General features: G+C 70.3%; 16 protein-coding genes and 1 pseudogene. 8 read left to right on the top strand and 9 right to left on the bottom strand.

All coding sequences use genetic code 11. The features are described 5' to 3' along the window. Positions 1-22 precede the first annotated feature (22 nt). Entirely contained in the window at positions 23-1,915 is a 1,893-nt protein-coding gene (locus ACFYWX_RS00690; RefSeq protein ID WP_389421835.1) for a rhamnogalacturonan lyase, read from the top strand. Between the two features lie 51 nt (positions 1,916-1,966). On the opposite strand, the gene ACFYWX_RS00685 is transcribed toward ACFYWX_RS00690, so the two are convergent. Continuing rightward, the gene (locus ACFYWX_RS00685; protein ID WP_389421834.1) at positions 1,967-4,627 is read right to left on the bottom strand and encodes a cellulose binding domain-containing protein; all 2,661 of its coding nucleotides are present in this window, start codon (positions 4,625-4,627) and stop codon (positions 1,967-1,969) included. 113 nt (positions 4,628-4,740) lie between these two features. Beyond that, positions 4,741-7,656, bottom strand: a complete 2,916-nt coding sequence (locus ACFYWX_RS00680; RefSeq protein WP_389421833.1) for a glycoside hydrolase family 48 protein — start codon at positions 7,654-7,656, stop codon at positions 4,741-4,743. 251 nt (positions 7,657-7,907) lie between these two features. Here ACFYWX_RS00680 and ACFYWX_RS00675 point away from each other — a divergent pair, with 251 nt between their 5' ends. The 4 genes and pseudogenes from ACFYWX_RS00675 (at position 7,908) to ACFYWX_RS00660 (ending at position 13,059) form a co-directional block, all read left to right on the top strand. Next, positions 7,908-9,386: a cellulase family glycosylhydrolase gene (locus ACFYWX_RS00675; RefSeq protein WP_389421832.1), complete on the top strand. Its 1,479-nt coding sequence runs from the start codon at positions 7,908-7,910 to the stop codon at positions 9,384-9,386. Positions 9,387-9,438: 52 nt separating this feature from the next. Continuing rightward, a complete protein-coding gene (locus ACFYWX_RS00670; RefSeq protein ID WP_389421831.1) occupies positions 9,439-11,160 on the top strand; it encodes a glycoside hydrolase family 6 protein in 1,722 nt (573 codons plus the stop codon). Between the two features lie 177 nt (positions 11,161-11,337). Continuing rightward, complete coding sequence (locus tag ACFYWX_RS00665) at positions 11,338-12,231, top strand: class I SAM-dependent methyltransferase (RefSeq protein WP_389421830.1); 894 nt, start codon at positions 11,338-11,340, stop codon at positions 12,229-12,231. 89 nt (positions 12,232-12,320) lie between these two features. Continuing rightward, positions 12,321-13,059 (top strand): annotated as a pseudogene (locus ACFYWX_RS00660) (SDR family oxidoreductase). 65 nt (positions 13,060-13,124) lie between these two features. Here ACFYWX_RS00660 and ACFYWX_RS00655 read toward each other — a convergent pair. From ACFYWX_RS00655 to ACFYWX_RS00645, 3 genes are all read right to left on the bottom strand, one after another. Further along, on the bottom strand, positions 13,125-13,961 hold the full coding sequence (locus ACFYWX_RS00655; RefSeq protein WP_389421829.1) for an aldo/keto reductase: 837 nt from the start codon (positions 13,959-13,961) through the stop codon (positions 13,125-13,127). A 99-nt stretch (positions 13,962-14,060) separates the two neighbouring features. Further along, positions 14,061-15,887, bottom strand: coding sequence for an AMP-dependent synthetase/ligase (locus ACFYWX_RS00650; protein WP_389421828.1), 1,827 nt, complete (start codon positions 15,885-15,887; stop codon positions 14,061-14,063). Positions 15,888-16,123: 236 nt separating this feature from the next. Then, positions 16,124-17,623 (bottom strand): MFS transporter, encoded by a 1,500-nt coding sequence (locus ACFYWX_RS00645; protein ID WP_389421827.1) that lies wholly within the window; start codon positions 17,621-17,623, stop codon positions 16,124-16,126. Positions 17,624-17,732: 109 nt separating this feature from the next. On the opposite strand from ACFYWX_RS00645, the gene ACFYWX_RS00640 reads away from it, so the two are divergent. Further along, the gene (locus tag ACFYWX_RS00640) at positions 17,733-18,749 is read left to right on the top strand and encodes an Lrp/AsnC family transcriptional regulator (RefSeq protein WP_389421826.1); all 1,017 of its coding nucleotides are present in this window, start codon (positions 17,733-17,735) and stop codon (positions 18,747-18,749) included. Positions 18,750-18,822: 73 nt separating this feature from the next. Here the strand turns inward: ACFYWX_RS00640 and ACFYWX_RS00635 are convergent, their stop codons facing one another. Continuing rightward, positions 18,823-19,710, bottom strand: coding sequence for a LysR substrate-binding domain-containing protein (locus ACFYWX_RS00635; RefSeq protein WP_389421825.1), 888 nt, complete (start codon positions 19,708-19,710; stop codon positions 18,823-18,825). A 176-nt stretch (positions 19,711-19,886) separates the two neighbouring features. Here ACFYWX_RS00635 and ACFYWX_RS00630 point away from each other — a divergent pair, with 176 nt between their 5' ends. Beyond that, positions 19,887-20,939: a bile acid:sodium symporter family protein gene (locus ACFYWX_RS00630; RefSeq protein ID WP_389421824.1), complete on the top strand. Its 1,053-nt coding sequence runs from the start codon at positions 19,887-19,889 to the stop codon at positions 20,937-20,939. Positions 20,940-20,960: 21 nt separating this feature from the next. On the opposite strand, the gene ACFYWX_RS00625 is transcribed toward ACFYWX_RS00630, so the two are convergent. After that, entirely contained in the window at positions 20,961-22,835 is a 1,875-nt protein-coding gene (locus tag ACFYWX_RS00625) for an exo-alpha-sialidase (RefSeq protein ID WP_389421823.1), read from the bottom strand. A 103-nt stretch (positions 22,836-22,938) separates the two neighbouring features. Further along, on the bottom strand, positions 22,939-23,856 hold the full coding sequence (locus tag ACFYWX_RS00620) for a zinc-binding alcohol dehydrogenase family protein (protein WP_389422157.1): 918 nt from the start codon (positions 23,854-23,856) through the stop codon (positions 22,939-22,941). 124 nt (positions 23,857-23,980) lie between these two features. Here ACFYWX_RS00620 and ACFYWX_RS00615 point away from each other — a divergent pair, with 124 nt between their 5' ends. Continuing rightward, positions 23,981-24,418 carry a MarR family winged helix-turn-helix transcriptional regulator gene (locus tag ACFYWX_RS00615; RefSeq protein ID WP_389421822.1) on the top strand — a complete coding sequence of 146 codons (438 nt, stop codon included), beginning with the start codon at positions 23,981-23,983 and terminating at the stop codon, positions 24,416-24,418. Positions 24,419-24,518: 100 nt separating this feature from the next. On the opposite strand, the gene fdhD is transcribed toward ACFYWX_RS00615, so the two are convergent. Beyond that, positions 24,519-25,367, bottom strand: a complete 849-nt coding sequence (gene fdhD, locus ACFYWX_RS00610; protein ID WP_389421821.1) for a formate dehydrogenase accessory sulfurtransferase FdhD — start codon at positions 25,365-25,367, stop codon at positions 24,519-24,521. Between the last annotated feature and the right edge of the window lie 3 nt (positions 25,368-25,370).

Raw genomic sequence — 25,370 nt, 5'->3', positions numbered from 1 at the left:
CGTCCTTCAGGAGGTTCGTCCCGTGCAGCACCCGCACCCCCACGACCACCCCCACCCGCGCCGCAGACGCCGGCCCGCCGTCCTCGCCGCCCTGACCGCCGCGGTGGCCCTGACCGGCGCCGGTCTCACCGCGCTCGCCACGGACACCGCCGAGGCCGCCACGGCCCGCCAGGTGGAGAAGCTCGACCGTGGTGTCGTCAGCGTGCACACCGACAGCGGCAACCTGATCAGCTGGCGCTGGCTCGGCACCGACCCCGACAACGTTTCCTTCAACGTCTACCGGGCCGGTACGAAGGTCAACTCCACGCCGATCACCGGCTCCACGAACTACTTCCACTCCGGCGCGCCCAACTCGGCCGACTACACCGTCCGCGCGATCGTGAACGGCGTCGAACAGGCCGACTCCGTCCACGCCATCCAGTTCCGCACCGGCTACAAGGACGTCCCCATCACCCCGCCGGCCGGCGGTACGACACCCGACGGCGTCGCCTACACCTACGAGGCGAACGACGCCTCGGTCGGCGACCTCGACGGCGACGGCGCCCTGGACTTCGTCCTCAAGTGGCAGCCCACCAACGCCAAGGACAACTCCCAGTCCGGCTACACCGGCAACACGATCATCGACGGCGTCAAGCTCGACGGCACCCGGCTGTGGCGCGTCGACCTGGGCCGCAACATCCGTTCCGGCGCGCACTACACGCAGTTCCAGGTGTACGACTACGACGGCGACGGCAAGGGCGAGGTCGCCATGAAGACGGCCGACGGCACGAAGGACGGCACCGGCGCGGTGATCGGCAGTTCGTCCGCCGACTACCGCAACTCCAGCGGATACGTGCTGTCGGGCCCCGAGTACCTGACGATGTTCAACGGCCAGACGGGCAAGGCGATGCAGAGCGTCGACTACGTCCCGGCCCGCGGCACGGTCTCGTCCTGGGGCGACTCGTACGGCAACCGGGTGGACCGCTTCCTGGCGGGTACGGCGTACCTGGACGGTTCCCGCCCCTCCCTGATCATGGCGCGCGGCTACTACACACGCACGGTGATCGCCGCCTGGGACTGGCGGAACGGGTCCTTCACCCGCCGCTGGACCTTCGACACCAACTCCTCCACCAACAGCGGCAAGGGCTTCGACGGCCAGGGCTCGCACAGCCTCTCCGTCGGCGACGTCGACAACGACGGCAAGGACGAGATCGTCTACGGCGCGATGGCGGTCGACGACAACGGCAACGGTCTGTGGACGACCAAGACCGGCCACGGCGACGCCCAGCACCTCGGCGACCTCGACCCCGGGCACGCGGGCCTGGAGTACTTCAAGGTCTCCGAGTCCACCTCTCAGCCGGCGGAGCTGTACATCAACCCCGCGAACGGCACCGTGAACTGGAAGCTGGCCGCCTGCTGCGACAACGGCCGCGGCGTCGCCGGGGACATCTGGGCGGGCAACGACGGTGCCGAGGTGTGGTCCGCGTCCGACAGTTCCCTCCGTGACGAGGCCGGTGCCACGAAGGGCCGCGAGCCGTCCTCCGTCAACTTCCTCTCCTGGTGGGACGCCGACCCCGTCCGCGAACTCCTCGACGGCACCCACATCGACAAGTACGGCACCTCCTCCGACACCCGCCTCCTCACCGGATCCTCCGTCCACTCCAACAACAGCACCAAGGCGACCCCGTCCCTCTCCGGGGACATCCTCGGCGACTGGCGCGAGGAGGTCGTCTGGCCGACGTCGGACAACACGGCTCTGCGCATCTACTCCACTCCGATCGAGACCGGCACCAGGATCACCACACTCCTGCACGACACGATGTACCGCACGGGCATCGCCTGGCAGAACACGGCATACAACCAGCCCCCGCACCCGAGCTTCTTCATCGGCAACGGCATGCCGACGGCACCGCGGCCGACGGTGTACACGCCGTAGGCGCTGGTACGGAGGAGGGCGCGTGCCGTCTTGGGCACGCGCCCTTCGTGGTCAACTCACCGTGCAGTTCTGCTCACCCACCTTGAAAGCGGTGGGCTTCGTGTTCGTGCCCGACCAGTTGCCCGTGAAGCCGAAGCTCACCGACGAGCCGGCGGCCACGTTGCCGTTCCATCCGACGTTCTTCGCCGTGGCCGTCGAACCCGACTGGGTGTAGTCGGCGTTCCAGGCCTGGGAGACGGTCTGGCCGTTGGGGAAGGCCCAGCTGAGGGACCAGCCGGACCAGGGGGTCGTGCCGGTGTTGGCGAGTTGGACGTCTGCCTGGAAGCCGCCGGACCACTGGTTGGTGATCTTGTACGTCACCGCGCAGGCGCCGGTCGGGGTGGGCGTGGGGTCGGTCCCGCCGCCCCCGCCTCCGCCGCCGGTGTCCGAGGTGTCGCCGTAGATGACACCGCGGCCGTTCGTCGAGACGTAGACGCGGCCGTAGACCCGGGGGTCACCGGTGATCGCCGCGCCGGTCCAACCCCACTGGTGGGCGTCGTCGTTGACACGGGTCCAGGTCGCGCCCTTGTCGGTGGAGCGGAAGATGCCCCGCACTCCGGCGATCTTCGCGCTGGTGTAGAGGGTCTGGTAGGAGGCTCCCGCGGCGGCCTTGCCGAAGCCGATCGCGTCCGCCTGCTCGACGCCCGACAGCTTGGTCCACGTCGTGCCGCCGTTCGTCGAGTGCCACAGGCCGTACGCACCGTCCGTGGCGCCACCCGCCAGCCACACGTCGCCCTTCGCGCCGGGCAGTGCCTTGAAGCGCACGCTGTCGCCGCTGGGCAGGCCGGTCGCCAAGGACGCCGTGAAGGTGGCGCCGCCGTCCGTACTGACGTAGAACTTCCCGGACTTGAAGCCGTAGAAGGTCTTGGGGTCGACGCGGTCCGACTCGACGATCGCACCGGCCGGGATCCCGCTCGACGCCTGCCACGACGTGCCGAAGCCGGTCGTGTACTGCACCCCCGCGCCGGCCGGGCTCCACACGAAGCGGCTGCCGTCGGAGGCCGCCGCGACCGTCCCGCCGCCCGAGACCCCCGAAGGGTCCGTCCCCGCGAACCAGTTGGCGCCGTTGTCCGTCGAGAACGCGACGTGCGGCCCGGAGTCGAGATTCCCCACGCGCACCACCGTGTTGGGGTTCGTCTCGGCGAAGTCCAGACTCGTGGTCGTGGTGAAGTTCGGCGAGGTGTACATCATCGTCGGGACCTTCGTCAGGTCCGTGTGCCGGAACCCGCCGATGTCACCGAGCGCGCTGAGCAGCGTCGCGCCCGACGGGGGAGCGGCGAGGTCGTTGACGGCGGTCTCCTCCAGCCCCTGCACCATCGGCTTGATGGTGAACTGGCTGCCGCCGTCCCAGTTCGTGAGGTTCTCGGTGCCGTAGATCGTCGCACCCGTCCCGTACATCACCCGGTTCGAGTTGAACGGGTCGATCTCCAACGCCTCGCTCATCCAGCCCAGTTTGGGCGTCTGCTCGGGCGGCGACGGGTTCGCGCCCCACGTCAGCCACGGGGACGACGACACGTCCATCGTGTAGCGGTTCGAGCGGTTGGGGTACGACGTGTAGTCCCAGGCCTTCGTCCAGGTGCCGCCGCTGTCCGTCGAGCGGAAGATCTGCGTGTCCGGCCACCAGGAGCTGTACGCGGTCGCCATCACCGTGCCCGGCTTCTGCCGGTCGACCGTCAGACCGCTGAAGCCGTAGTACGTGTCCGCCTCGGCGACCGGGCTGATGTTCGTCCAGGTGCCCGTCGTGGTCGCGTACCGCCACAGCTGGCCCTTGCCGCCGTCGTACGGCCCGCCCTTGTCGCTGTAGGCGAGGTACAGATGGCCGTTGACCGTATCCAGTACACCCTTGTGCGCGAGGTAGCCCGTCGGCTGCCCACCGAGCCGCGTCCAGGTCGCGCCCGCGTCGGTCGAGCGGTACACCGCGTTGTCCTTGTCGGCGACCCCGACGTAGATCGTCTTCGTCGCGTTGCCGGACGTGCCCGTCGACTCGTCGAAGGTGACCCAGACGATGCCCTGGTTGTCACTGGCGTAGCCGGAGGTGTCGCTCGGGTCCTGTACGTAGTTGCCGACGTTGGGGAAGTTCGTCACCTGCGCCCAGGTGGCCCCCGAGTCGGTCGACCGCCACAGGCCCTTGCCGCTCGGCGCGCCCAGGTACAGCACGCTGTTCTTGTTCGGGTCGACCGCGAGCCGCTCTCCCATGCCACGCCCGGGCATGTTGCCGCCCAGCTTGAACGGCAGGTTCGCCTTCTGCCAGCTGGCGCCCCGGTCGGACGACCTGAGCACGGCCCCGTTCTTCGGGTCCCAGCTGTTGGTGTATGTGCCGACCGCCGCGTACACCCTGTTCGGGTCGGCGGAGTCGGACGCGAGGCTCACCACGCCCGTGTGCCCCCAGTCGTCCCAGCCGACCGAGTCGAGCAGCGGCGTCCACGTCTTGCCGGTCTCCTGCCAGCGGTACGCGCCGCCGATGTCGGTGCGGGCGTAGGCGAGGTTCTTCTCCTTGCGGTTGAAGACGATGCCGGGCACGAAGCCGCCGCCGTCGATGCGTGCGTTCTTCCACGTGTACGACTCGGCGGCGATCGTCACCTTGCCGTCGGCCGAGGCCAGTGCGGGCGGAGTGCCGGCGAGCAGGCCGGCGGCAAGCGCGAGGACGGCCGTGAGGATACGGGTTCTTCGCACGGTGGGGGTCCTTCCTGGGGGTCCTTCGTGGGGGAGCGGAACGCGCGACAACCGGACGGCCCTCTGTGCGGGTGAGGGCCGTCCGGCGCGGTACGCGGAGTCTTAGCGGGGACTTATTCGAGGAGCTCCGCGTACGAGCCCATGGCCAGGGCGATGTCGGCCTGGGCCCAGAACCGGTGGTACGTGAACGAGGGCGCGGCACCGCCCGCGAGATAGCTCTCGATCTTCGACCAGGCCGGGTCGCTCTTGTAGAAGGACCTGAGCGAGGCGAAGGTCGAGGAGGAGTTGATCGTGTCGCCGTTCGGCATCTTGCCGCTCCAGCCGCTCGGGACGTACACGCCGTCGTCGAAGCGGTTGTAGTCGGCGCGGGTCTCCGGCACGGCGATCCCGAGCGCGTCCTGGTGCTTGTTCCACATGCCGTCCAGCAGCGCCTTCGCCGTCGTCTTCGCCTCCGTGTCACCGGACCGGTCGGCGTAGTACGTCAGGGTCTTGGCGTACGCGGCCGCCACACCGACGTCGTTGGTGTAGTCGGCGACGGTGACGTGAAGTCCGCTGTTGGCACTCGGACTCGAGGCGTTCCAGGTGTCGGGCTGGCCCGACCACTGGAGCGTCGACGGGATCTGGTAGGTGCCGTCCGGGTTGATCGTGGTCTTGGACAGCGCCCAGTCGACCCACTTGTCGAGGACCGCCTTGGCAGCCGCGTTCCCCGTCTGCTGGTAGTACTCGGCGACCCGCTCCATCGACCACGCCTGGAAGCCGAACCACTGGTTGGACGGCGGGTCGTGGTAGACGGGCTGCTGGTCGTAGTACATGCCGTAGAAGGTCGACTTGCCGGCCGGCGGTGTCGCGTACCGGCCCGCCCAGCTGTTGGTCGCACCGCCCGCGATGGCGCCCTCGTTGGACTGCAGCCAGCGGTAGAACTCGATCTGCCGCTCCAGGGACTTGCCCCAGTCCGCCTGCCCGGTCGCCGACTTGGGCTTCAGCGGGGCGTAGTTGCTCAGCGCGTACGCGGCGAGCGGGTTCTGGTAGCCGCCGTGGGCGTGGCTGGAGCCGATGCGCCAGGCCCAGCCCGCGTTGGAGTCGGTGGCGCCGCCCCAGGCGTAGTACCAGGAGAGCAGGTAGTGCGAGGCGTCCTTGCCGGTGCCGGCCGGGCAGGACGAGGGCCCCACACAGTTGCCGATCTTCTTGAAGTACTTGTCGTACATGGCGTAGCGCAGGTAGTCGCCCATCTTCGCGGCCTTGCCCACGGTCGCGGTGACGTCCGAGCCCTTGCCCTGCTGCTTGGCCCAGATGTCCGCCCAGTACGCGGCCTGCACGGCGCGCGCGTCGGCGTCCGGGGCGTTGGTGAACTTCCACTGCTTGGCGTAGGAGGCGTCACCGGTGAACAGGTCCAGGTAGCCGTTGGTGCCGCCGTACTTGAAGGCGTCACAGGTCGGCTGCGGGACCGTCTCCCAGACGGACTCCTGGGCGCCGCGCTGGAAGGTGTTGATGTACGACGGGCCGGTGTCCGAGGGGCCCGCCTCGCACTTGCCGGGCGAGTTGCCGTAGCCGTAGACGTTGTCGACGTCCTGCAGCCAGTGCATGCCGTAGACATCGTCCGTACCGTATGCGGTCTTCAGTTCACCGGCGATCGGATCCGAGCCCGCCGAGACCCCGGTGTCCAGCTTCGCCGGGTACTCGTTGGGGGTGTCGAGCTCGGGCGCGTACGTCGCCGGCTTGGAGGCGTTGTAGAAGGAGTTGGTCGGCTGGTCGGCGTGGGTGGGGATCATGTACTTCTCCATGATCTCCCAGGCGCCGTTGAACTTGGTCCAGTCGCCCGTCACCTTGCCGTACATCGCCTGCAGCCACAGGAGGTAGCTGTAGGCCTCCGACGTGGTCTCGTGGCCGTGGTCGGGAGCCTCGACGATCAGCGTCTCCACCGAGTGGTAGGGGATTCCCTCGGGTGAGAAGTAGCCGTTCGCCGGGTTGGTGATCTTGCCGTAGAGCTCCAGGAACCGGGCGTCGTACTCCTTGGTCGCCGCGATCTGGGTGGCCGTCACCGTGGCCTTGGCGTGCCCGGTGGCCGTCGACTCGAAGGTCGCCGCGCCGGTGCCGGAGGCGTTGCCGGTGATGGTCACCTTCTGCGCGGTGTTCCAGTTCGACGGGGTGAACACGAGCGACGCCCCGCCGGTCACCGACAGGCCGGTGTTGCCGCCGGTACGAGTGGTCGTCACGGTCACGTTCGCCGACGGCTGGGTCGACAGCTTCACGTCGTACGTGGCCGTCTTGCCCTGTTGTACGGGCAGCTGGGTCGGCGAGGCCACCACGGCGGGACCCGAGGCGACGGTGATGCCGACCGGCGTGGACTCCGCGGAGGCGCCCAGGCTGTCGTACGCCTTGGCCAGCAGAGAATGGCTGCCCACGGTCAACCCGGAGGCGGACAGGGTGTACGGCGCGCTCGTGTCCGTGCCCAGCAGGGTCGTGTTGTCGTAGAACTCGACCTTGCTGATGGTCGCGCTGTCCGCGGCCGCGGCGGTGGCCGCGAGCGGGACCGCGTCGCCCTGTGAGTAGACCGCGCCGGCCGCGGGGCTGGTCAGCACGGTGATCGGCGGCTGGTGCGCGCCGGTGCAGGGGGTGCCGTTGATCGCGAAGGAGGTGGGCGCGGTGTTGGTGCCGCTGTAGGTGAACTGCCCACCCGTGGTCACCGCCGCCCCGGCGGCGATGTTCGCGTTGTACGTCGCGTTCTTCACCGTGACGGACTGTCCGGACTGGGACCAGGTGCCGTTCCACCCGTTGGTCAGCTTCTGGTTGCCCGCGTACGCGTACGTCAGCGTCCAGCCGTTGATCGGGTCCGTGCCCCGGTTGGTGAGGGTCAGGTCCGCGGTGAAGCCGGAACCCCAGTCATTGGTCTTGTAGTCGACACTGCACTGAAGTGCCGCCGCCTGAGCGGGAGTTGATCCTGTACTCAGCATGGTCAACGGAAGGGCCAGGGCCGCCACCACGGCGGTCCACAGCCGCCGCGCGCTGCGACGTCTGCGTCTGGGATGCATGTGCTGGTTCCTCCTTGCGGCTCGGAGAAGTCAAGGCTTGAACCAGTGGGAGCGCTCCCATAGTGGGGATGGGTGTGCTAGGGGTCAAGATGTTTGAAGACTCGAAAAGATTCGACCTGTACGAGTTGAGGGAAAGTCAGTTACTCCCCTGTTCTTTGCTGACGCTTGGCGCTAGCTTCATTGACACCAGTGGGAGCGATTCCATCAGTCGACGCGTTGGACACAACGCGCTGAGCTGCAAGGAGTCGCTCATGCGACACCCCCCGCGTTCAGTACTTTTAGCCGTCGCCGGCGCGGCCGCCCTCGTAGGAGGCGTGACCGTTCCGGTGGTCACGGCCCAGGGCGCCACCCCTGCCTGCACGGTGGAGTACTCGGTCACCAGCCAGTGGGACACCGGCTTCCAGGGCGCCGTGAAGATCACCAACAACGCCGCGGCCCTGAGCGGTTGGAGCCTCGGCTTCGACTTCGCAGGCGGGCAGAAGCTCACCCAGGGCTGGGGCGCCAAGTGGTCCCAGTCCGCTGCGACCGTGACCGCGTCCAACGAGAGCTGGAACGGCTCGCTGGGCACCGGCGCGAGCGTCAGCGCCGGGTTCATCGCGTCCAAGTCCGCCACCAACCCCGTACCGACCTCGTTCAGGCTGAACGGCACCACCTGCAACGTCGGCACCGACCCGACGCCCACGCCGACTCCGACCGACCCGCCGGACACCGGTGACAAGCCGCCCGCGCTGCACGTCGTGGGGAACAAGCTCGTGGACGCCGGCGGCAAGACCCGCCGTCTGCTCGGCGTCAACCGCTCCGGCGGTGAGTTCATGTGCGTCCAGGACCGCGGCATCTGGGACGGACCGGTCGACGACGCCGCGATCAAGGCGATCGCGGACTGGAAGGCCAACACCGTCCGCATCCCGCTCAACGAGGAGTGCTGGCTCGGGCTGTCCAACATCAGGCCCGAGTACGCCGGGGCGAACTACATCAACGCCGTCAAGGACCTGGTGGCGAAGGTGAAGGCGCACGGGATGACCCCCCTGGTCGAACTGCACTGGACCTGGGGCCAGTACACCGGCAACTCGGCGGGCTGCTCCGACGTGCACGCCAGCTGCCAGAAGCCGATGCCGGACATGCAGTACACGCCGTCGTTCTGGACCTCGGTGGCCAACACCTTCAAGAGCGACCCGGCCGTGGTGTTCGACCTGTTCAACGAGCCCTACCCGGACCGTGCCACCTCCACGACCACCCAGGCGTGGCAGTGCTGGCGCGACGGCGGGACCTGCCCCGGCATCGGATACGAAGTCGCCGGTATGCAGGACCTCGTCGACGCCGTACGGGCCACCGGCGCCAAGAACGTGATCCTGGCGGGCGGGATCGCGTACTCCAACGACCTGAGCCAGTGGCTCACGTACAAGCCCACCGACCCGACGGGCAACCTGGCCGCCGCCTGGCACGTGTACAACTTCAACTCCTGCTCGAACGAGAGCTGCTGGAACTCCCAGCTGGCCCCGGTCGCCGCCCAAGTTCCCCTGGTCGCGGGGGAGATCGGCGAGAACACCTGCGCGCACTCCTTCATCGACCAGGTCATGAAGTGGTTCGACGACCGCGGCCTGTCCTACCTGGGCTGGACCTGGAACGCCTGGAACTGCTCCTCCGGCCCCGCCCTGATCTCCAACTACGACGGAACCCCCACGTCGTTCGGCATCGGGCTGCGCGACCATCTGCGCGCCCTGAACGGATGAACCCCCACCACCCGCAACCGAACACCCGCAACGGAGAGGGAAACCCGCACTCATGAGCCGTACCAGAACAGCGATGCTCGCCGCCATGGCACTGGTCGCCGGGGCCTCCGGGACGGCACTCGCCGTCGTGCCCTCGGACGCCGGCCTCGCCGCCGTCCCCTGCACCGTGGACTACAAGGTGCAAAACCAGTGGGACACCGGCTTCACCGCCGCCGTCACCGTTACCAACAACAGTGCCGCCAAGTCGAGTTGGGCGGTGAAGTGGTCGTACGCCGGCAACCAGAAGGTCACCAACTTCTGGAACGCCAAGGTCAGCCAGAGCGGCACCGCCGTCACGGCCGGCAACGAGTCCTACAACGGGACGCTGGCGACCGGCGGTTCGGTCAGCTTCGGCTTCCAGGGCACCTACAGCGGCACCAACGCCATCCCGGCCACCTTCACCCTCGACGGCGTGACCTGCAACGTCGACGGCGGCAGCGGCCCCACCGACCCGGGCCCGACGGACCCCGGCACCCCCTCCAACAGGGTCGACAACCCGTACTCCGGCGCCAAGGTGTACGTGAACCCCGAGTGGTCCGCGAAGGCCGCCGCCGAGCCGGGCGGCAGCCGGATCTCCAACCAGCCGACCGGCGTGTGGCTGGACCGGATCGCCGCGATCAACGGCGTGGGCGGTGGCATGGGCCTGCGCGCCCACCTCGACGAGGCGCTCAAGCAGAAGGGCTCCGGCGAGCTCGTCGTCCAGCTGGTCATCTACGACCTGCCCGGACGCGACTGCGCGGCCCTCGCCTCCAACGGCGAGCTCGGCCCGACGGAGATCGACAAGTACAAGACGCAGTACATCGACCCGATCAAGACGATCCTCTCCGACTCGAAGTACGCCTCCCTGCGGATCGTCACCACCATCGAGATCGACTCGCTGCCCAACCTCGTCACCAACACCGGCAGCCGGCCCACCGCCACCCCGCAGTGCGACGTGATGAAGGCCAACGGCAACTACCAGAAGGGCGTCGGCTACGCCCTGAACAAGCTCGGTGACGTGCCCAACGTCTACAACTACATCGACGCCGGCCACCACGGCTGGATCGGCTGGGACGACAACTTCGCGGCCAGCGCCACGCTGATGAAGGAGGCGGCCACCTCCGAGGGCGCCACCGTCAACGACGTCCACGGCTTCATCGCCAACACGGCCAACTACAGCGCCCTGAAGGAGAACAACTTCACCATCAACGACTCCGTGGCCGGCAAGTCGGTCCGCGAGTCCAAGTGGGTCGACTGGAACCGCTACGTCGACGAGCAGTCCTTCGCCCAGGCGTTCCGCAACCAGCTGGTGTCGTCCGGCTTCAACTCCAACATCGGCATGCTGATCGACACCTCCCGCAACGGCTGGGGCGGCTCGGCCCGGCCCACCGGCCCCGGCGCCTCGACCAGCGTCGACACCTACGTCGACGGCGGCCGTTACGACCGTCGCCTCAACACGGGCAACTGGTGCAACCAGTCCGGTGCCGGCCTCGGCGAGCGGCCCAAGGCCAGCCCGGCGACCGGGATCGACGCCTACGTGTGGATGAAGCCGCCGGGGGAGTCCGACGGGTCCAGCAGCGCGATCCCGAACGACGAGGGCAAGGGCTTCGACCGCATGTGCGACCCCACGTACACGGGCAACCCGCGCAACAACAACCACATGTCCGGCGCGCTGCCGAACGCGCCGCTGTCCGGGAAGTGGTTCTCCGCCCAGTTCCAGCAGCTGATGCAGAACGCGTACCCGCCGCTGCCCTGATCCGCTGAACCCGGTCCGCCGGGGCCTCGGTCACTCCCCTCGACCGAGGCCCCGGCGGACCGCGCGAAAACACCTGGGCCATGCCTCACCGGTTTTTTGCCGCCCCGGCAACAGCAGTGGCTCTCGCACGGTGCGTCGGCGCAGGCTGGCGGCACACCGAGCGAGAGGCTGTCCGCCATGGCGCACGACCACCACAACCACCACGGCAACCGCGATCACCACGACCACACCGACATCGACTGGGCCGAGATGGCCCCGCACCTGGAATCCCAGGCCGAGCTCTACGCACCCCTGTACGAACGGGCCCTGGCCTGGCTGGGCAAGGAGGTGACCGAGCCGGGGCTGATCGTCGACGCGGGCAGCGGCCCCGGCGTGGTCTCCTGTCTGTTCGCCGAGGTCTTCCCCGGCGCCCGCGTGGTCGCCGTGGACGGCTCCGCGCCCCTCCTCGAACGAGCCCGGGCGCGGGCCGAGCGACTCGGATACGGCGACCGCTTCGACACCCTGGCCGGTGAACTCCCCGACGTGCTGAGCGACTTGGACTACCCGGCCGACCTGCTGTGGGCGGGCCGGAGCCTGCACCACCTCGGCGACCAGCGCACCGCCCTCACCGCCTTCGCCGAGCGACTGGCACCCGGGGGAACGGTGGCGCTCATGGAGGGCGGCCTCGCCCCGCGGTTCCTGCCTCGCGACATCGGCATCGGCCGCCCCGGCCTGCAGGCGCGGCTGGAGGTGGGGGAGCAGGAGTGGTTCACCCGGATGAGGGCCGGCCTGCCGGGCTCCGTCGCCGAGACCGAGGACTGGCCGGCCCTGCTGGCCACCGCGGGCCTGAAGCACACCCGCACCCGCAGCTTCCTCCTCGACCTGCCCGCCCCGGCCTCCGACCGGGCCCGCGCCTACGTCGCCGCCCATCTGTCCCGGCTGCGCGACGGCCTGGCCGACGACCTCGACGCCGAGGACCGCGCCACCCTGGACCGGCTCCTGGACGCGGACGACGAGGCGAGCGTGCACCGGCGGTCGGACGTGTTCGTGCTGGCGGCGCACACCGTGTACACGGCGGTCCGGGCGGTGTAGCCGCAGCGGCCACCGGTCGGCCCTTGACTTCGAGAACACTCCACGTGATGAACTCCCTGCCGTTCACCAAGAAAACAGGGGGCAACACCATGACCGACTCTCGGGTCGCACTGATCACGGGCGGCGGCAGCGGCATCGGTGCCGCCGTCGCGCGGCAGTTGCTTGCGGCCGGGTACCGGGTGACCGTCACCGGCCGCGGAGAGGCGCGGCTGCGCGGCTTCGCCGAGGAACTCGGCAACCCGGAGGGGCTGTTGACGGTCGTCGGCAACGCGGCCGAGTACGACGACGTACAGTCGGCGGTCGACCGTACGCTCAAGGAATTCGGTCGGCTGGACACAGTCGTCGCGAACGCCGGTTCCGCCACCCACGACTCGGTCGCGGAGGGCGACCCGGCCGGCTGGACCGACATGGTGCTGACCAACGTCCTCGGTCCGGCCTTCCTCAGCCGGGCCTCCGTCGAGGCGCTGAAGGAGTCCCGCGGCCGGATCGTCCTCGTCGGCAGCGTCGCCGGGTTCGTGGCCACGCCGGGCAATGTCTACGGGGCGACGATGGGGGTCCCTCCCGCTCGAGCGAAGCCGAGAGTGGGGGAGGGCGGTGACCGGTCTCGCCGAGAACACGCGCCGCCAGGTCACCGAGTGGGGCATCGGCGTCACGCTGGTCGCCCCGGGCCGGGTGGAGACCCCGTTCTGGGACGGCTACGGCAGCCTGCCGCCCGGCCATCTCCTCACCGCCGACCAGATCGCCGACTCGGTGGTGTGGGCGATCCGGCAGCCCGAGGGAGTCGACGTCAACACCGTCGTCGTACGGCCGATCGGGCAGCCCAACTGAGAGAAGAGACGCCTGTGCCCCGGATCCGTACGGGTCCGGGGCACAGGTATGGTGCGGGACGGGGTTCAGCCCGCGTCGAGCGTCGCCGGGTCCGGGCCGATGCGCCGGTCCTCGTTCAGCGCGCTGATCGCCGCCAGGTCCTCGTCGTCCAGCGAGAAGCCGAAGACGTCGATGTTCTCCTTGATCCGCGACGGCGTCACGGACTTCGGGATCACCACGTTGCCGAGCTGCAGGTGCCAGCGCAGCACGACCTGGGCCGGGGTGCGGTCGTGCTTCTGGGCGATGGCGATGATCGCCGGGACCTCCAGCAGGCCCTTGCCCTGGCCGAGCGGCGACCAGGCCTCGGTGGCGATGCCCTGCTGCGCGTGGTACTCACGGGAGGCGTGCTGCTGCAGGTGCGGGTGCAGCTCGATCTGGTTGACCGCCGGGACGATCGACGTCTCGCCGGTCAGCCGCTCGAGGTGCTCCGGCAGGAAGTTGGAGACACCGATGGCCCGCACGCGGCCGTCGGCGAGGAGCTTCTCGAACGCCTTGTAGGTGTCGACGTACTGGTCCCTGGCCGGGCGCGGCCAGTGGATCAGGTACAGGTCGAGGTAGTCCAGCCCGAGCTTCGCCAGGGAGGTGTCGAAGGCACGGAGGGTGGAGTCGTACCCCTGGTCGGCGTTCCAGAGCTTGGTGGTGACGAAGATGTCCTCGCGGGGGAGGCCGGAGGCGGCGATGGCCTTGCCGGTGCCCTCCTCGTTGCCGTAGATCGCCGCTGTGTCGATGCTGCGGTACCCGGCCTCGAACGCGGCGGCGACGGCTCGCTCCGCCTCGTCGTCCGGCACCTGCCACACGCCGAAGCCCAGCTGGGGCATCTCGACGCCGTTGTTCAGGATGATCGGGGGGACCTTGCTGCTCACGAGCTCTTGATCCTTCGGTTGTCCGTCGGGTGGTACTCCCATCGTCAACGATCACGAGGCGTGATGCATTCCTGACCCACGAATTGGTCCCTCGGGGGTTCAGGCTCGGTACAGCGCCTCGACCTCGTTGGCGTAGGCGTTCTCGATCGCCTTGCGTTTCAGCTTCAGCGACGGGGTCAGCAGGCCGTGTTCCTCGGTGAACGGCTGGGCGAGTATGCGGAAGGTGCGGATCGACTCGGCCTGCGACACGAGCGTGTTGGCGGCGACCACCGCACGCCTGACCTCCGTCTCCAGGTCCGGATCGCGCACCAGTTCGGCGGGTGTCAGCTGCGGTTTGTTGCGCATCTGGAGCCAGTGCTCGACGGCCTCCTGGTCGAGGGTGACCAGGGCCGCGATGTACGGGCGGTCGTTGCCGACGACGATGCACTGGTTGACCAACGGATGGTCCCGGACGCGTTCCTCGAGCAGTCCGGGGGCCACGCTCTTGCCGCCGGAGGTGACGAGGATCTCCTTCTTGCGGCCGGTGATGGTGAGGTAGCCGTCGTCGTCGAGGGCGCCCAGGTCGCCGGTGGCGAGCCAGCCGTCGTGCAGGGCCTCGTCGGTGGCCTTGGGGTTGTTGAGGTAGCCCTGGAAGATGTTGTCGCCGCGCAGCCAGATCTCGCCGTCGTCCGCGATGTGCACGGTCATGCCGGGGATGGGCTGGCCCACGGTGCCGTAGCGGGTGCGCTCGGGCGGGTTGGCGGTCGCGGCCGCGGTCGACTCGGTGAGGCCGTACCCCTCGTAGATCAGCACGCCCGCGCCCGCGAAGAACAGCCCGAGCGTGCGGTCCATCGCCGAGCCGCCGGACATGGCGTGCCGGACCCGGCCGCCCATCGCGGCGCGCACCTTGGAGTAGACGAGCTTTTCGAAGAGCTGGTGCTGCATGCGCAGGCCGGCCGACGGGCCGGGCCCGATGCTCCAGGCCTTCGCCTCCATCGCCTCGGCGTACTTCACGGCGATGTCGACGGCCTTCTCGAACGGGCCGGACCTGCCCTCCCGCTCGGCCTTGCGGCGGGCCGCGTTGAAGACCTTCTCGAAGATGTACGGCACGGCGAGGAAGAACGTCGGCCGGAACGCGGCCAGGTCAGGCAGCAGCGCCGCCGCGTTCAGCTGGGGCTGATGGCCGAAGCGGACCTTGCCGCGGATCGCGGCGACCTGCACCATCCGCCCGAAGACGTGCGCGAGCGGCAGGAACAGCAGGGTCGCCGCCTCGTCGCCCCGCTTGGAGTGGAACACCGGCTCCCAGCGCTCACGGACCGTGTCCGCCTCCATCATGAAGTTGCCGTGCGAGATGACACAGCCCTTCGGGCGGCCCGTCGTGCCCGAGGTGTAGATGATCGTCGCGACCGATTCGGGGGTGACCGCCTGCCGGTGCCGGTGGACGACGTCGTCGCCGACATGGGCGCCGGAGTCGTAGAGATCCTGGACGCAGCCGGAGTCGAGCTGCCACAGCTCGCGCAGCTGCGGCAGCCGGTCGATGACCGTGGCGATGGTCATCGCGTGGTCCTCGTGCTCCACGACCGCCGCGGTCACCTCGGCGTCGTAGAGCATCCAGAAGCACTGCTCGGCGGAGGAGGTGGGGTAGATCGGCACCACCTGGGCACCGATCGTCCACAGTGCGAAGTCGAACAGCGTCCACTCGTAGCGAGTGCGGGACATGATGGCGACCCGGTCGCCGAAGCGGATGCCCCGGGCCAGCAGGCCCTTGGCCAGGGCGAGCACCTCGTCGCGGAACTCGGCGGCGGTCACGTCCCGCCACTGGCCCAGCTCGTCCTTGCGGCCGAGCGCGATGTACAGCGGGTCCTCCTGGGCGTGTTGGAAGACGACGTCGGCCAGACCGCCCACCGGCGGTGCCAACGTCAACGGAGGGTTGGTGAACTCGCGCAAACCCGCTCCCGCTTATTGACGCTCCGCACAGCGCCGTGAAAGCTACCCCACCCGATGACGGGGCGGGAGGGGGCGTGAACGCGAGCAACGCTCTTGTATGCGCTGGTCAGTACCGGAAAATGGGCTCACATACGGAAGGGTCGGACAGAAAACTGACGATTGAGTAAGTTTCGGTGCCGTAATCTCCACCGAATCGGCACCACCCGATCACGGCACGTGAGCCCTCTTCCGGAGGGTCAGTGCCGGGGTGCGGCCTCCTCTTCTTCCAGCGTTGGAACGGTGGATTCCGTTACGTCGGTTCGCCGGGCGCGAGGTGCCCTGACCAGGGCGAGGACCAGGATCCCGGCGACCGTCGCGACCAGCCCCGCGGTCACCGCGACGGTGTCGAGCCCCGAGGTGAAGGCGCTGCGCAGGGTGTGTTCGGGGAACGTGCCGCGCAGGGCGCCGGTGGCGCCGCCCGCCAGCGCGTGCGCCGCGTCGTGCGGCAGGGTCCCCCGCATGTCCGACGTCAGCACCGTGCCGAAGACGGCGACCCCGAGCGCGTAGCCGAGCTGGCGGAACGTGTTGACCGCGCCGCCGGCCATCCCGGCCCGCTCCGGCTCGACGGCGGCCAACGCGGCGCCCGCGATCGCCGGCAGCGCCAGCCCCGTCCCGATGCCGACCAGCACCAGCCCCGGCACCAGCGCTCCCGCCGTCGACCCCGCGTCCAGCCCCGCCATGCAGAACTGGCCCGCGCCCGTCAGCAGCAGTCCGCCTCCGACCGTGAACCGCGCCGGCACCCCGTGCAGCAGTCGGCCGCCGGCCGCGGCCACCACGAAGGAGGCCACCGACAGCCACAGGAAGACCGCCCCACCGCGCACCGGACTCATCCCGAGCACGGTCTGCAACCAGATCGAGGTGTACGCCAGGGCGCCGAACGCCGCCGCGTTGAAGGCGAACGCCCCCACCATCACCCCCGCGAACGCCGGCTTCAGGAACAGCCGCGGATCGAGCAGCGGGTCGGCGCCCCGCCGCTCGACCACGACGAAGCAGACCAGCGCCACCGCCGCGAGCACGAACGACACCAGCGTCCCGCTCTCCGTCCAGCCGTGCGTCCCGGCCCGTACCGCCCCGTACGTCAGCGCGCCCGCCGAAGCCGCGAAGGTCACCGTGCCCGCCCAGTCGACGCGGCGCCCACGCGGCCCCCGCGACTCGGGAACCACCCGCAGCGTCAGCCAGAACGCGGCCACACTCACCGGCAGGTTCACATAGAAGATCCACCGCCAGCCCGGCCCGTCGGTGAGCACCCCGCCGAGCACCGGCCCGACCGCGGCCGCCGCGCCACTGACGGCACCCCAGACCCCGAGCGCCACCGACCGCTGCCTGCCCCGGTAGACCGAGCCCAGCAGCGGCAGCGTCGTCGCGAACATCGCCGCCGCGCCCAGGCCCTGCACCGCCCGCGCGGCGACCAGCATCTGCGGGCCGCTCGCCAGTCCGCACAGCAGCGAGGCGACCGCGAACACCACGATGCCCACCACGTGCACCCGGCGCCGCCCCAGCACGTCGGCCGCCGCTCCCACTCCGAGCAGCAGCGCGGCCAGCGCCAGCGCGTACCCGTCCATCACCCACTGCAGATCGCTCAGCGACGCGTCCAGCGCCCGCGCCATGTCGGGCAGCGCGACGATCGCGATCGTCACGTCCAGCAACAACATGAACGTCCCCAGGCATACCGCTGTCAGCGGCCCCCATGTGCGCATGTCCCACTCCCTCGTCGACGGATGCGTACGACTCGTACGATGGGCTCCGACCGGACGATCACGGCGAAGAGGACCTGGCCATCGCCGGAACCCGACACAGGAGTGCCCGATGGAGATGGAATCCGACACGCTCGACCGGTTGGACCTGCAGCTGCTGTCCGCCCTGGAGGTCGACGGCCGCGCCTCCTTCAGCCGTCTCGGAGCGGTTCTCAACGTCTCCGACCAGACCATTGCGCGCCGCTACCGCCGGCTGTGCGCCGAGGCGGGCCTGAGGGTCCTCGCCCTCCGGGACGCCGAAGCGCTCGGCCAGGACCAGTGGATGCTGCGCCTGCGCTGCGCCCCGGACAGCGCCACCGTCATCGCGGACGCCCTCGCCAAGCGGCACGACACCTCCTGGATAGGCCTCGCCTCGGGCGGCACCGAGATCATCTGCATGACCCGACCTCTCCATCCCGACGACCACGACGACCTCTTCCTCGGCAAACTGCCCCGCACCCCGCGCGTCGTGGAGATCCGCGCCCAGCAACTGCTCCACCGCTTCTACGGCGGCCCCACCGGCTGGTCGCGCAAGTTCCGCGCCCTCACCGACGACCAGATCGACGCCCTGCGTCCCGACCACCGTCCGCCCGCCGGACCGGCCCGCATCGAAGCGGAGGACGAACCCCTGCTCGCCGTCCTCGAACGCGACGGACGTGCCTCCTACCCCGAACTCCAGCGCGCCACCGGCCGTTCCGAGTCCGCCGTCAAACGCCGCCTCGCCGCGCTGCGCGCCTCCGGAGCCGTGTACATCGACGTCGAGTACCGGTCCGAGGTCCTCGGCTACCCCGTCGCCGCGATCCTGTGGATCACCACCGCGCCCGGCGCCCTGCACTCCGTGGGGGAGGCCCTCGCCGGCCACGACGAGGTCGCCTTCGCCGCCGCCACGGCCGGCCCCTCCCACCTGGTCGTCACGGCCGTCGTCCAGAACACGGCGGGCCTGTACGCCTACCTGCGCGGCCCGATCGGGCGCCTGGAGGGCGTCCAGCACGTGGAGACGAGCCCCTTCCTGCGCCGCGTCAAGCAGTTGACGTACCAGCGGCCCGCCCCGGGCGGCACGACACGGTCGGTCAGGCCGACAGCACCATGATCAGACGGTGCGGGCCTGGGCCGAAGCAGTCCTTTCCGGAGTTGTCGGAGTTGCCGGAGGTACCGGAGCTGGCTCAACGAACCCTGGGAGGCCGCGACCCCGTAGTCACCAACCGGCTCCCGCCGGCCAGGATCGCCGACGCCAGCGCGTCCGCCGCGCCCTGCGCGGAGGCGCGGCGGCGGCCGTGGACCAGCACGAAGTCGACGCCGCCCAGCTCCGGCAGCCCCGCCCGCTCGCGCACCCGCACCAGGCCCGGCGGGATGAGGCCCCGCGAGTGCGCCATCACGCCGAGCCCCGCCCGGGCCGCCGCGACCAGCCCGTTCAGGCTGCCGCTGGTGCACGCGACACGCCACTCGCGGCCCTGGCGCTGCAGGGCCTCCAGGGCGAGCGCGCGGGTGATGCCGGGCGGCGGATAGACGATGAGCGGCACCGGTCGCGCGGGGTCCAGGCGCAGCCGCTCCGCGCCGATCCACACCAGCTCGTCCTGCCAGACCAGCTCCCCGCGCGGGTCCTCGGGACGCCGCTTGGCCAGTACCAGGTCCAGCTTCCCGGCCGCGAGTTGCTCGTGCAGCGTGCCCGACAGCTCGACGGTCAGCTCCAGGTCGACCTCGGGATGGTCGTGGCGGAAACCCTCCAGGATCTCCGGCAGCCGGGTCAGCACGAAGTCCTCCGACGCGCCGAAGCGCAGCCGGCCGCGCAGCCGGGTGCCGGTGAAGAACGCCGTCGCCTGCTCGTGCACCTCCAGGATCCGGCGCGCGAAGCCGAGCATCGCCTCGCCGTCCTCGGTCAGCTCCACCGAGTGGGTGTCCCGGGTGAACAGCTGCCGCCCGGTCGCCTCCTCCAGGCGTCGCACGTGCTGGCTGACCGTGGACTGACGCAGGCCGAGCCGCCGGGCGGCCTGCGTGAAGCTCAGGGTCTGCGCCACCGAGAGGAAGGTACGCATATGAGAGGGGTCGTACACCCGTACCACGGTACCTGGTCATCACGGAACGCGATGACAGTCAGAGCGGTATGACGGATTCCCGATCACGCGTGCGAGGAGGACCATGGAGGGGGCCCTTCCGGGCCCGTGGCGCAGTGGCGCCGTGAACGAACGTGCAAGACGAACGAGCAAGACGAACGAGCAAGTGGAGCACCGTGAAACGCCTGCGCTGGCCGAGCCGGCTGCCGATCGACCCGTACATCCTGCTGCTGCTGGGGACGGTGGGCCTCGCGGCCCTCTTCCCGGCGCGCGGCACGGGCGCCGACGTCGCCTCCGGCGCCTCAACGGCGGCGATCGCCTTCCTCTTCTTCCTGTACGGGGCCCGCCTGTCCACCCGCGAGGCGCTCGACGGGTTCAAGCACTGGCGGCTGCACGTCACCGTGCTGGCCTGCACCTTCGTGATCTTCCCGCTGCTCGGCCTGGCCGCCCGCGGCCTGGTCCCTGTCCTGTTGACCCACCCGCTCTACCAGGGCCTGCTCTTCCTGACCCTGGTCCCGTCGACGATCCAGTCGTCGATCGCCTTCACCTCGATGGCCCGGGGCAACGTGCCCGCCGCGATCTGCGCGGGCTCCTTCTCCTCCCTCGTCGGTATCGTCATCACCCCGCTGCTCGCCGCCGCGCTGCTCGGCAGCAGCGCCGGCGGGTTCTCCGCCGACTCCCTCGTCGAGATCGTGCTCCAGCTGCTCGTGCCGTTCGTGGCGGGTCAGCTGCTGCGCCGGTGGATCGGCGGCTTCGTCACCCGGCACAAGAAGGTCCTCGGGCTGGTCGACCGCGGCTCGATCCTCCTCGTCGTCTACACCGCGTTCAGCGAGGGCATGGTCCAGGGCATCTGGCACCAGGTCAGCGCGGTCCGGCTCGGCGGGCTGCTGGTCGTCGAGGCCGTCCTGCTCGCGGTGATGCTGCTGCTGACCTGGTACGGCGGCAAGGCTTTGCGCTTCGACCGGGGGGACCGGATCGCGATCCAGTTCGCCGGCTCCAAGAAGTCCCTCGCCTCCGGGCTGCCCATGGCGAGCGTCCTGTTCGGCGCGCACGCCTCGCTGGCGGTGCTGCCGCTGATGCTCTTCCACCAGATGCAGCTCATGGTCTGCGCGGTGATCGCCAAGCGCCGGGCACGCGACCCGCAGGCGGAGCCGGCCGGGGTGACGGAGCCGGCGGAGTCGGCCGAAGGGGCGCGCAACGCGGTCGGTACGGGGACGCGGGCGCGCTGACGCCCGCCCGCGCCCTCGGTCTCAGCGCCCGCCGCGCACCCGGTCCAGGGGCAGCCACAGGACACTGCCCCGGCCGGAGCCGAGCTGCCGGCGGCCCGTCAGTTCGGCGTCGGTCAGCGCCCGGTCCCACACATGCACGTCGTCGATCGCGCCGGTGAAGAAGGCCCGGCTGTCCATGCGCTGGCCGACGTGCACGCCGAACGGCGAGTTGCGGCTGACCGAACCGGGTACGTCCGCCGTGCTGATCGCCGTACCGTCGATGAAGAGGGTGAGCTGCCCTCCGCCGCGCCGCAGGGCCAGGTGGTGCCACTCGCCGTCGTTGTAGGCGCCGTCGGTGCGCACGTACGCCGACCGCGGGGGCGAGGCGCCGTCGCGTACGGTGATCAGGCCCTGGACGCGGTTGTTGGCCGGCTCGCCGCGCAGCCAGACCTGGGGCTGGCCCGTGCCGATGCCACCCATCCACAGCAGCGGCTGTTCGCCCGTCGTGGCGGTGTAGCGGAACCACAGCGAGGCCGTGAAGTCCTTGGTGCCGAGCGGCAGTCGGGCGCGGTACGGCAGGCGTACGGCGTCGTCGGCGCCGTCGAAGGAGAGCGCGCCGCCGAAGACGCCGTCCGTCTCCTGGGCGCCCCCGAGGACGGCGGCGGGCTTCGTGGGCGACGTCAGGTCCGGTGTGGTCGGGTCCGGGCCGCGGCGCGGTGTGAGCCAGTCCTCGGTGAAGCGTGCGAAGCGGATCTCGTCGCGGGCGTCGACGGCACCACCCTCGTACAGCAGGCCCACCGCGTCCCCGCCGATGTGCACCAGGTCGGAGTAGCCCGACCAGTCCGTGGTGACGACCGTGCCGCGGTCCACGCTGTCCCAGGTGCGGCCGCCGTCGTAGGAGGAGCGGATCATCATCGTGCGGCGCCGGTCGGGGTCGCCCGGGCAGGCCAGCAGGATGCGGTCGCCGAGGCGCAGCATCGAGCCCTGGACCTGTGGGGTGTAGAGGTCCGGGAGGTCCTGGAAGGGGGCGGCGAAGCTGTCGCCGCCGTCGCGGCTGACGGCCTGGGTGCGGTGACCGAGGTCGGTGCCGTCCTGCTCACGGCCGCTGACGAGGACCGAGCCGTCGGCGCGCTCGGTCAGGGTCACCTCGGACGGCTTCTGGCGGAAGACGCCGTCGGCCGCTATCGGCCACGAGTCCGTGGCGCCGACCTTCCAGTGGTCGCCGCCGTCGTCGCTGACGATCAGCGCCGCGTGGTTCGCGCTCACCCGATTGCCGTCCCACGTCTCGGTGTTGACCCCGAACACGAGCCGCCCGGCGTGTCGGCCCCGGGTCAGCTGGATGCCGTGGACGGGGCCGGTGGCGTACCAGGAGTTCCAGTTCCCGGGCAGGATCTCGTCGCTCAGGTCGCGCGGCTCGGACCAGGTCGCGCCGTCGTCGTCGCTGTGGCGCAGGTGCGGGGTGCGGTCGCAGGGGACCTGGCAGCCGGCGCTGTCCGTACGGCCCGTGTTGTACGTCTCGGCCAGCAGGATGCGGCCGGTCTCGCGGTCCACGACCGGTGCGGGGTTGCCGTGGGTGTCGCCGCCGCCCTCGTCGACCACCTGGAGCGGCCCCCAGGTGCGGCCGCCGTCGGTGGACCGCTTGAGCACGATGTCGATGTCGGCGGCGTCACCGCAGTTGAGGACCCGCCCCTCGGCGAACGCGAGCAGCGTGCCGTCGTTGGTCCGCACGATCGCGGGGATGCGGAAGCAGGCGTAGCCGGGGTCCTGGGAGGCCTTGAAGAGGGTCTGCTGCTCGAACTGCGGGGTGGTGGCGGCCGGCCCGGCCTGCGCCGGGCCCGGGAGCGAGAACAGTGCGGCGGCCGCCGCGATCAGGGTGGCCACGGGGGTTCTGAGACGTGCGCGAACACTTGACGGCATGGTGCGACCTGCCCTTCAGCGTCTGGACATTCGGACATTCTACGTCCAACGTGCGCACCTCAGACGTTAGTTGGCGTCTTCGGCGCCTCACAAGAAGCGTGCGTCAGGGGATCAGGACGACCTTGCCCGTGTTGGCCCGCGACTCGATCGCCTCGTGGGCCTTGGCCGCCTCCTCCAGGGTGAACTCCCCGTGCACGGCGGGCCGTACGGCCCCGTCGGCGAACAGCTGCCACAGCTCCCGCCGCCACCGCTCGTACAACTCCGGCTCACCGCGAGCGATCCGCGCCATCTGGAACCCGATCACGGACCTCGCGCCGACCAGGAGGTCGCACGCCTGGATCGTCCCGCCGCCCGAGCTGTACGCCACCAGCCGCCCGCCGGGCGCGAGGGCCGCGACGGCCGGGGTGAGCAGCTCGCCGCCGACCGCGTCGAGGACGTAGTCGACGCTCTCGCCCCAGCTCTCGTCGCCGTAGCCGACCACCTCGTCCGCGCCGAGGGAGCGCACGAAGCCGGCCTTGGCCGGGTCGGAGACCGCGCCGACGATCCGGGCCGCGCCCCGTGCCCGGGCGAGCTGCACGGCCAGATGCCCGACCCCGCTCGCCGCGGCCGTCACCAGCGCCGACTCGCCGGGCTCCGGGCGCGCCGCCGCGAGTGCGCCCAGGGCGACCAGGCCGCTGCGGACGAGGGTGACCGCGTCGACGGCCGAGGCGTCCTCGGGCACGGGCGAGGCCATCGCCTCGTGCAGGGTCGCGAAGTCGGCGTAGCCGTGTCCGAAGCAGAGCCCCGTCACGCGGTCGCCGGCCCGGAAGCGGGTGACGCCGCCCCCGACGGCGACGACCTCCCCGGCGACCTCGCCGCCGAGGGGGACCGGCTCGGCGGCCTCGGTGACCTTGCGGACGACGGGGAGCGTGACGCCCACGGCCTCGCAGCGCACGAGGAGTTCACCGGGGCCGGGCTCGGGGACGGGGGCCTCTTCGAGGAAGAGAGGGCCGCCGGCGGACTCGTAGCGGACGCGGCGCATCGCACCTCCGGGCATCGTGAGGATGCTCCGCGCACTCGTGGGGAACACCCATGAAATCGTTGGGAACCCCAACGGTAACGAACGATCATTGGGAAGTCCAATAATCATTCGTTAGGATTCCGGTATGGCCGAAGCACCCCTCCCCGCGATCCGCTCGCTCCCCAGCTGGCTCCTCGGCCGGGCGGCCGCCCGTGGACGAGCCCTGGTGGCGGAGGCGCTGGCCGTGGAGGGCATGAAGATGTGGCACCACGTGGTGCTCTCCGCCGTCCGCGATCTCGCGCCCGTCGCCCAGGCGGACCTCGGCCGCGGTGTCCGGCTCGATCCGAAGGATCTGGTCGGCATCCTCAACGACCTTCAGTCCGCCGGACTCGTCGTGCGTGAGCCGGATCCCAGGGACCGCCGCAAGAACGCGGTGTCCCTGACGGAGGAGGGCGCCAGGATGCTGGCCCGCTGCGAGAAGGTCGCCCGCGAGGCGAACGACGCGCTGCTCGCCCCGCTCTCACCGGCCGAACGCGACCAGTTCATGGGCCTGTTGACCCGGATCTCGGGCACGGCGGACTGACCGCCCGAGGAGAGCGAACGGTCGACTGAGACGGGGCCCCTGCGGCGCAGGGGGCGCTCCCCGCCGGTCGGGGCCCCGCCGCCGTGTCGCGGGCAGCCGGTCAGCCCTGGGTGGCCGCGGCCCGCAGGGCGACGCGGTCCTCGCCCGCGTACACGTTCATGGAGCTGCCCCGCAGGAAGCCCACCAGCGTCAGACCGGTCTCCGCGGCCAGATCCACGGCCAGCGACGAGGGCGCCGAAACCGCCGCCAGCATCGGAACGCCCGCCATCACGGCCTTCTGCGCCAGCTCGAAGGAGGCCCGCCCCGAGACCAGCAGGATCGTGCGCGACAGCGGCAGGTCCCCGTTCTGCAGGGCCCGGCCGACCAGTTTGTCGACCGCGTTGTGCCGGCCCACGTCCTCCCGGACGTCGAGCAGCTCCCCGCGCTCCGAGAACAGGGCCGCCGCGTGCAGGCCCCCGGTCCGGTCGAAGACCCGCTGGGCCGCCCGGAGCCGGTCGGGGAGGCTCGCGAGCAGCTCGGGCTCCACCCGGACCGGGGGAGTGTCGGCGATGGGCCAGCGGGTCGTCGTCCGCACCGCGTCGAGGCTCGCCTTGCCGCACAGGCCGCACGACGAGGTGGTGTAGACGTTGCGTTCCAGAGTGATCTCCGGGACGACGACGTCCGGGGAAGTCCGCACGTCCACCACGTTGTAGGTGTTCGACCCGTCTGCCGTCGCCCCGGCGCAGTAGACGATGTTCTGCAGATCGGATGCGGTCGCCAGTACGCCCTCGCTCACCAGAAAACCGGCGGCAAGGGCGAAGTCGTCGCCGGGCGTGCGCATGGTGATCGCCAGCGGCTTCCCGTTGAGCCTGATCTCCAGGGGTTCCTCGGCGACGAGCGTGTCCGGACGGGTGGAGACCGCCCCGTCCCGTATGCGCAGTACCTTGCGTCGTTCCGTGACTCGTCCCATGGT

This window comes from Streptomyces sp. NPDC002888 (assembly GCF_042888465.1).
In the GTDB taxonomy this organism is placed as follows: domain Bacteria; phylum Actinomycetota; class Actinomycetes; order Streptomycetales; family Streptomycetaceae; genus Streptomyces.
The sequence above is the reverse complement of the archived record's forward strand: the minus strand, read 5'-3'. Positions and strand labels throughout refer to the sequence as shown.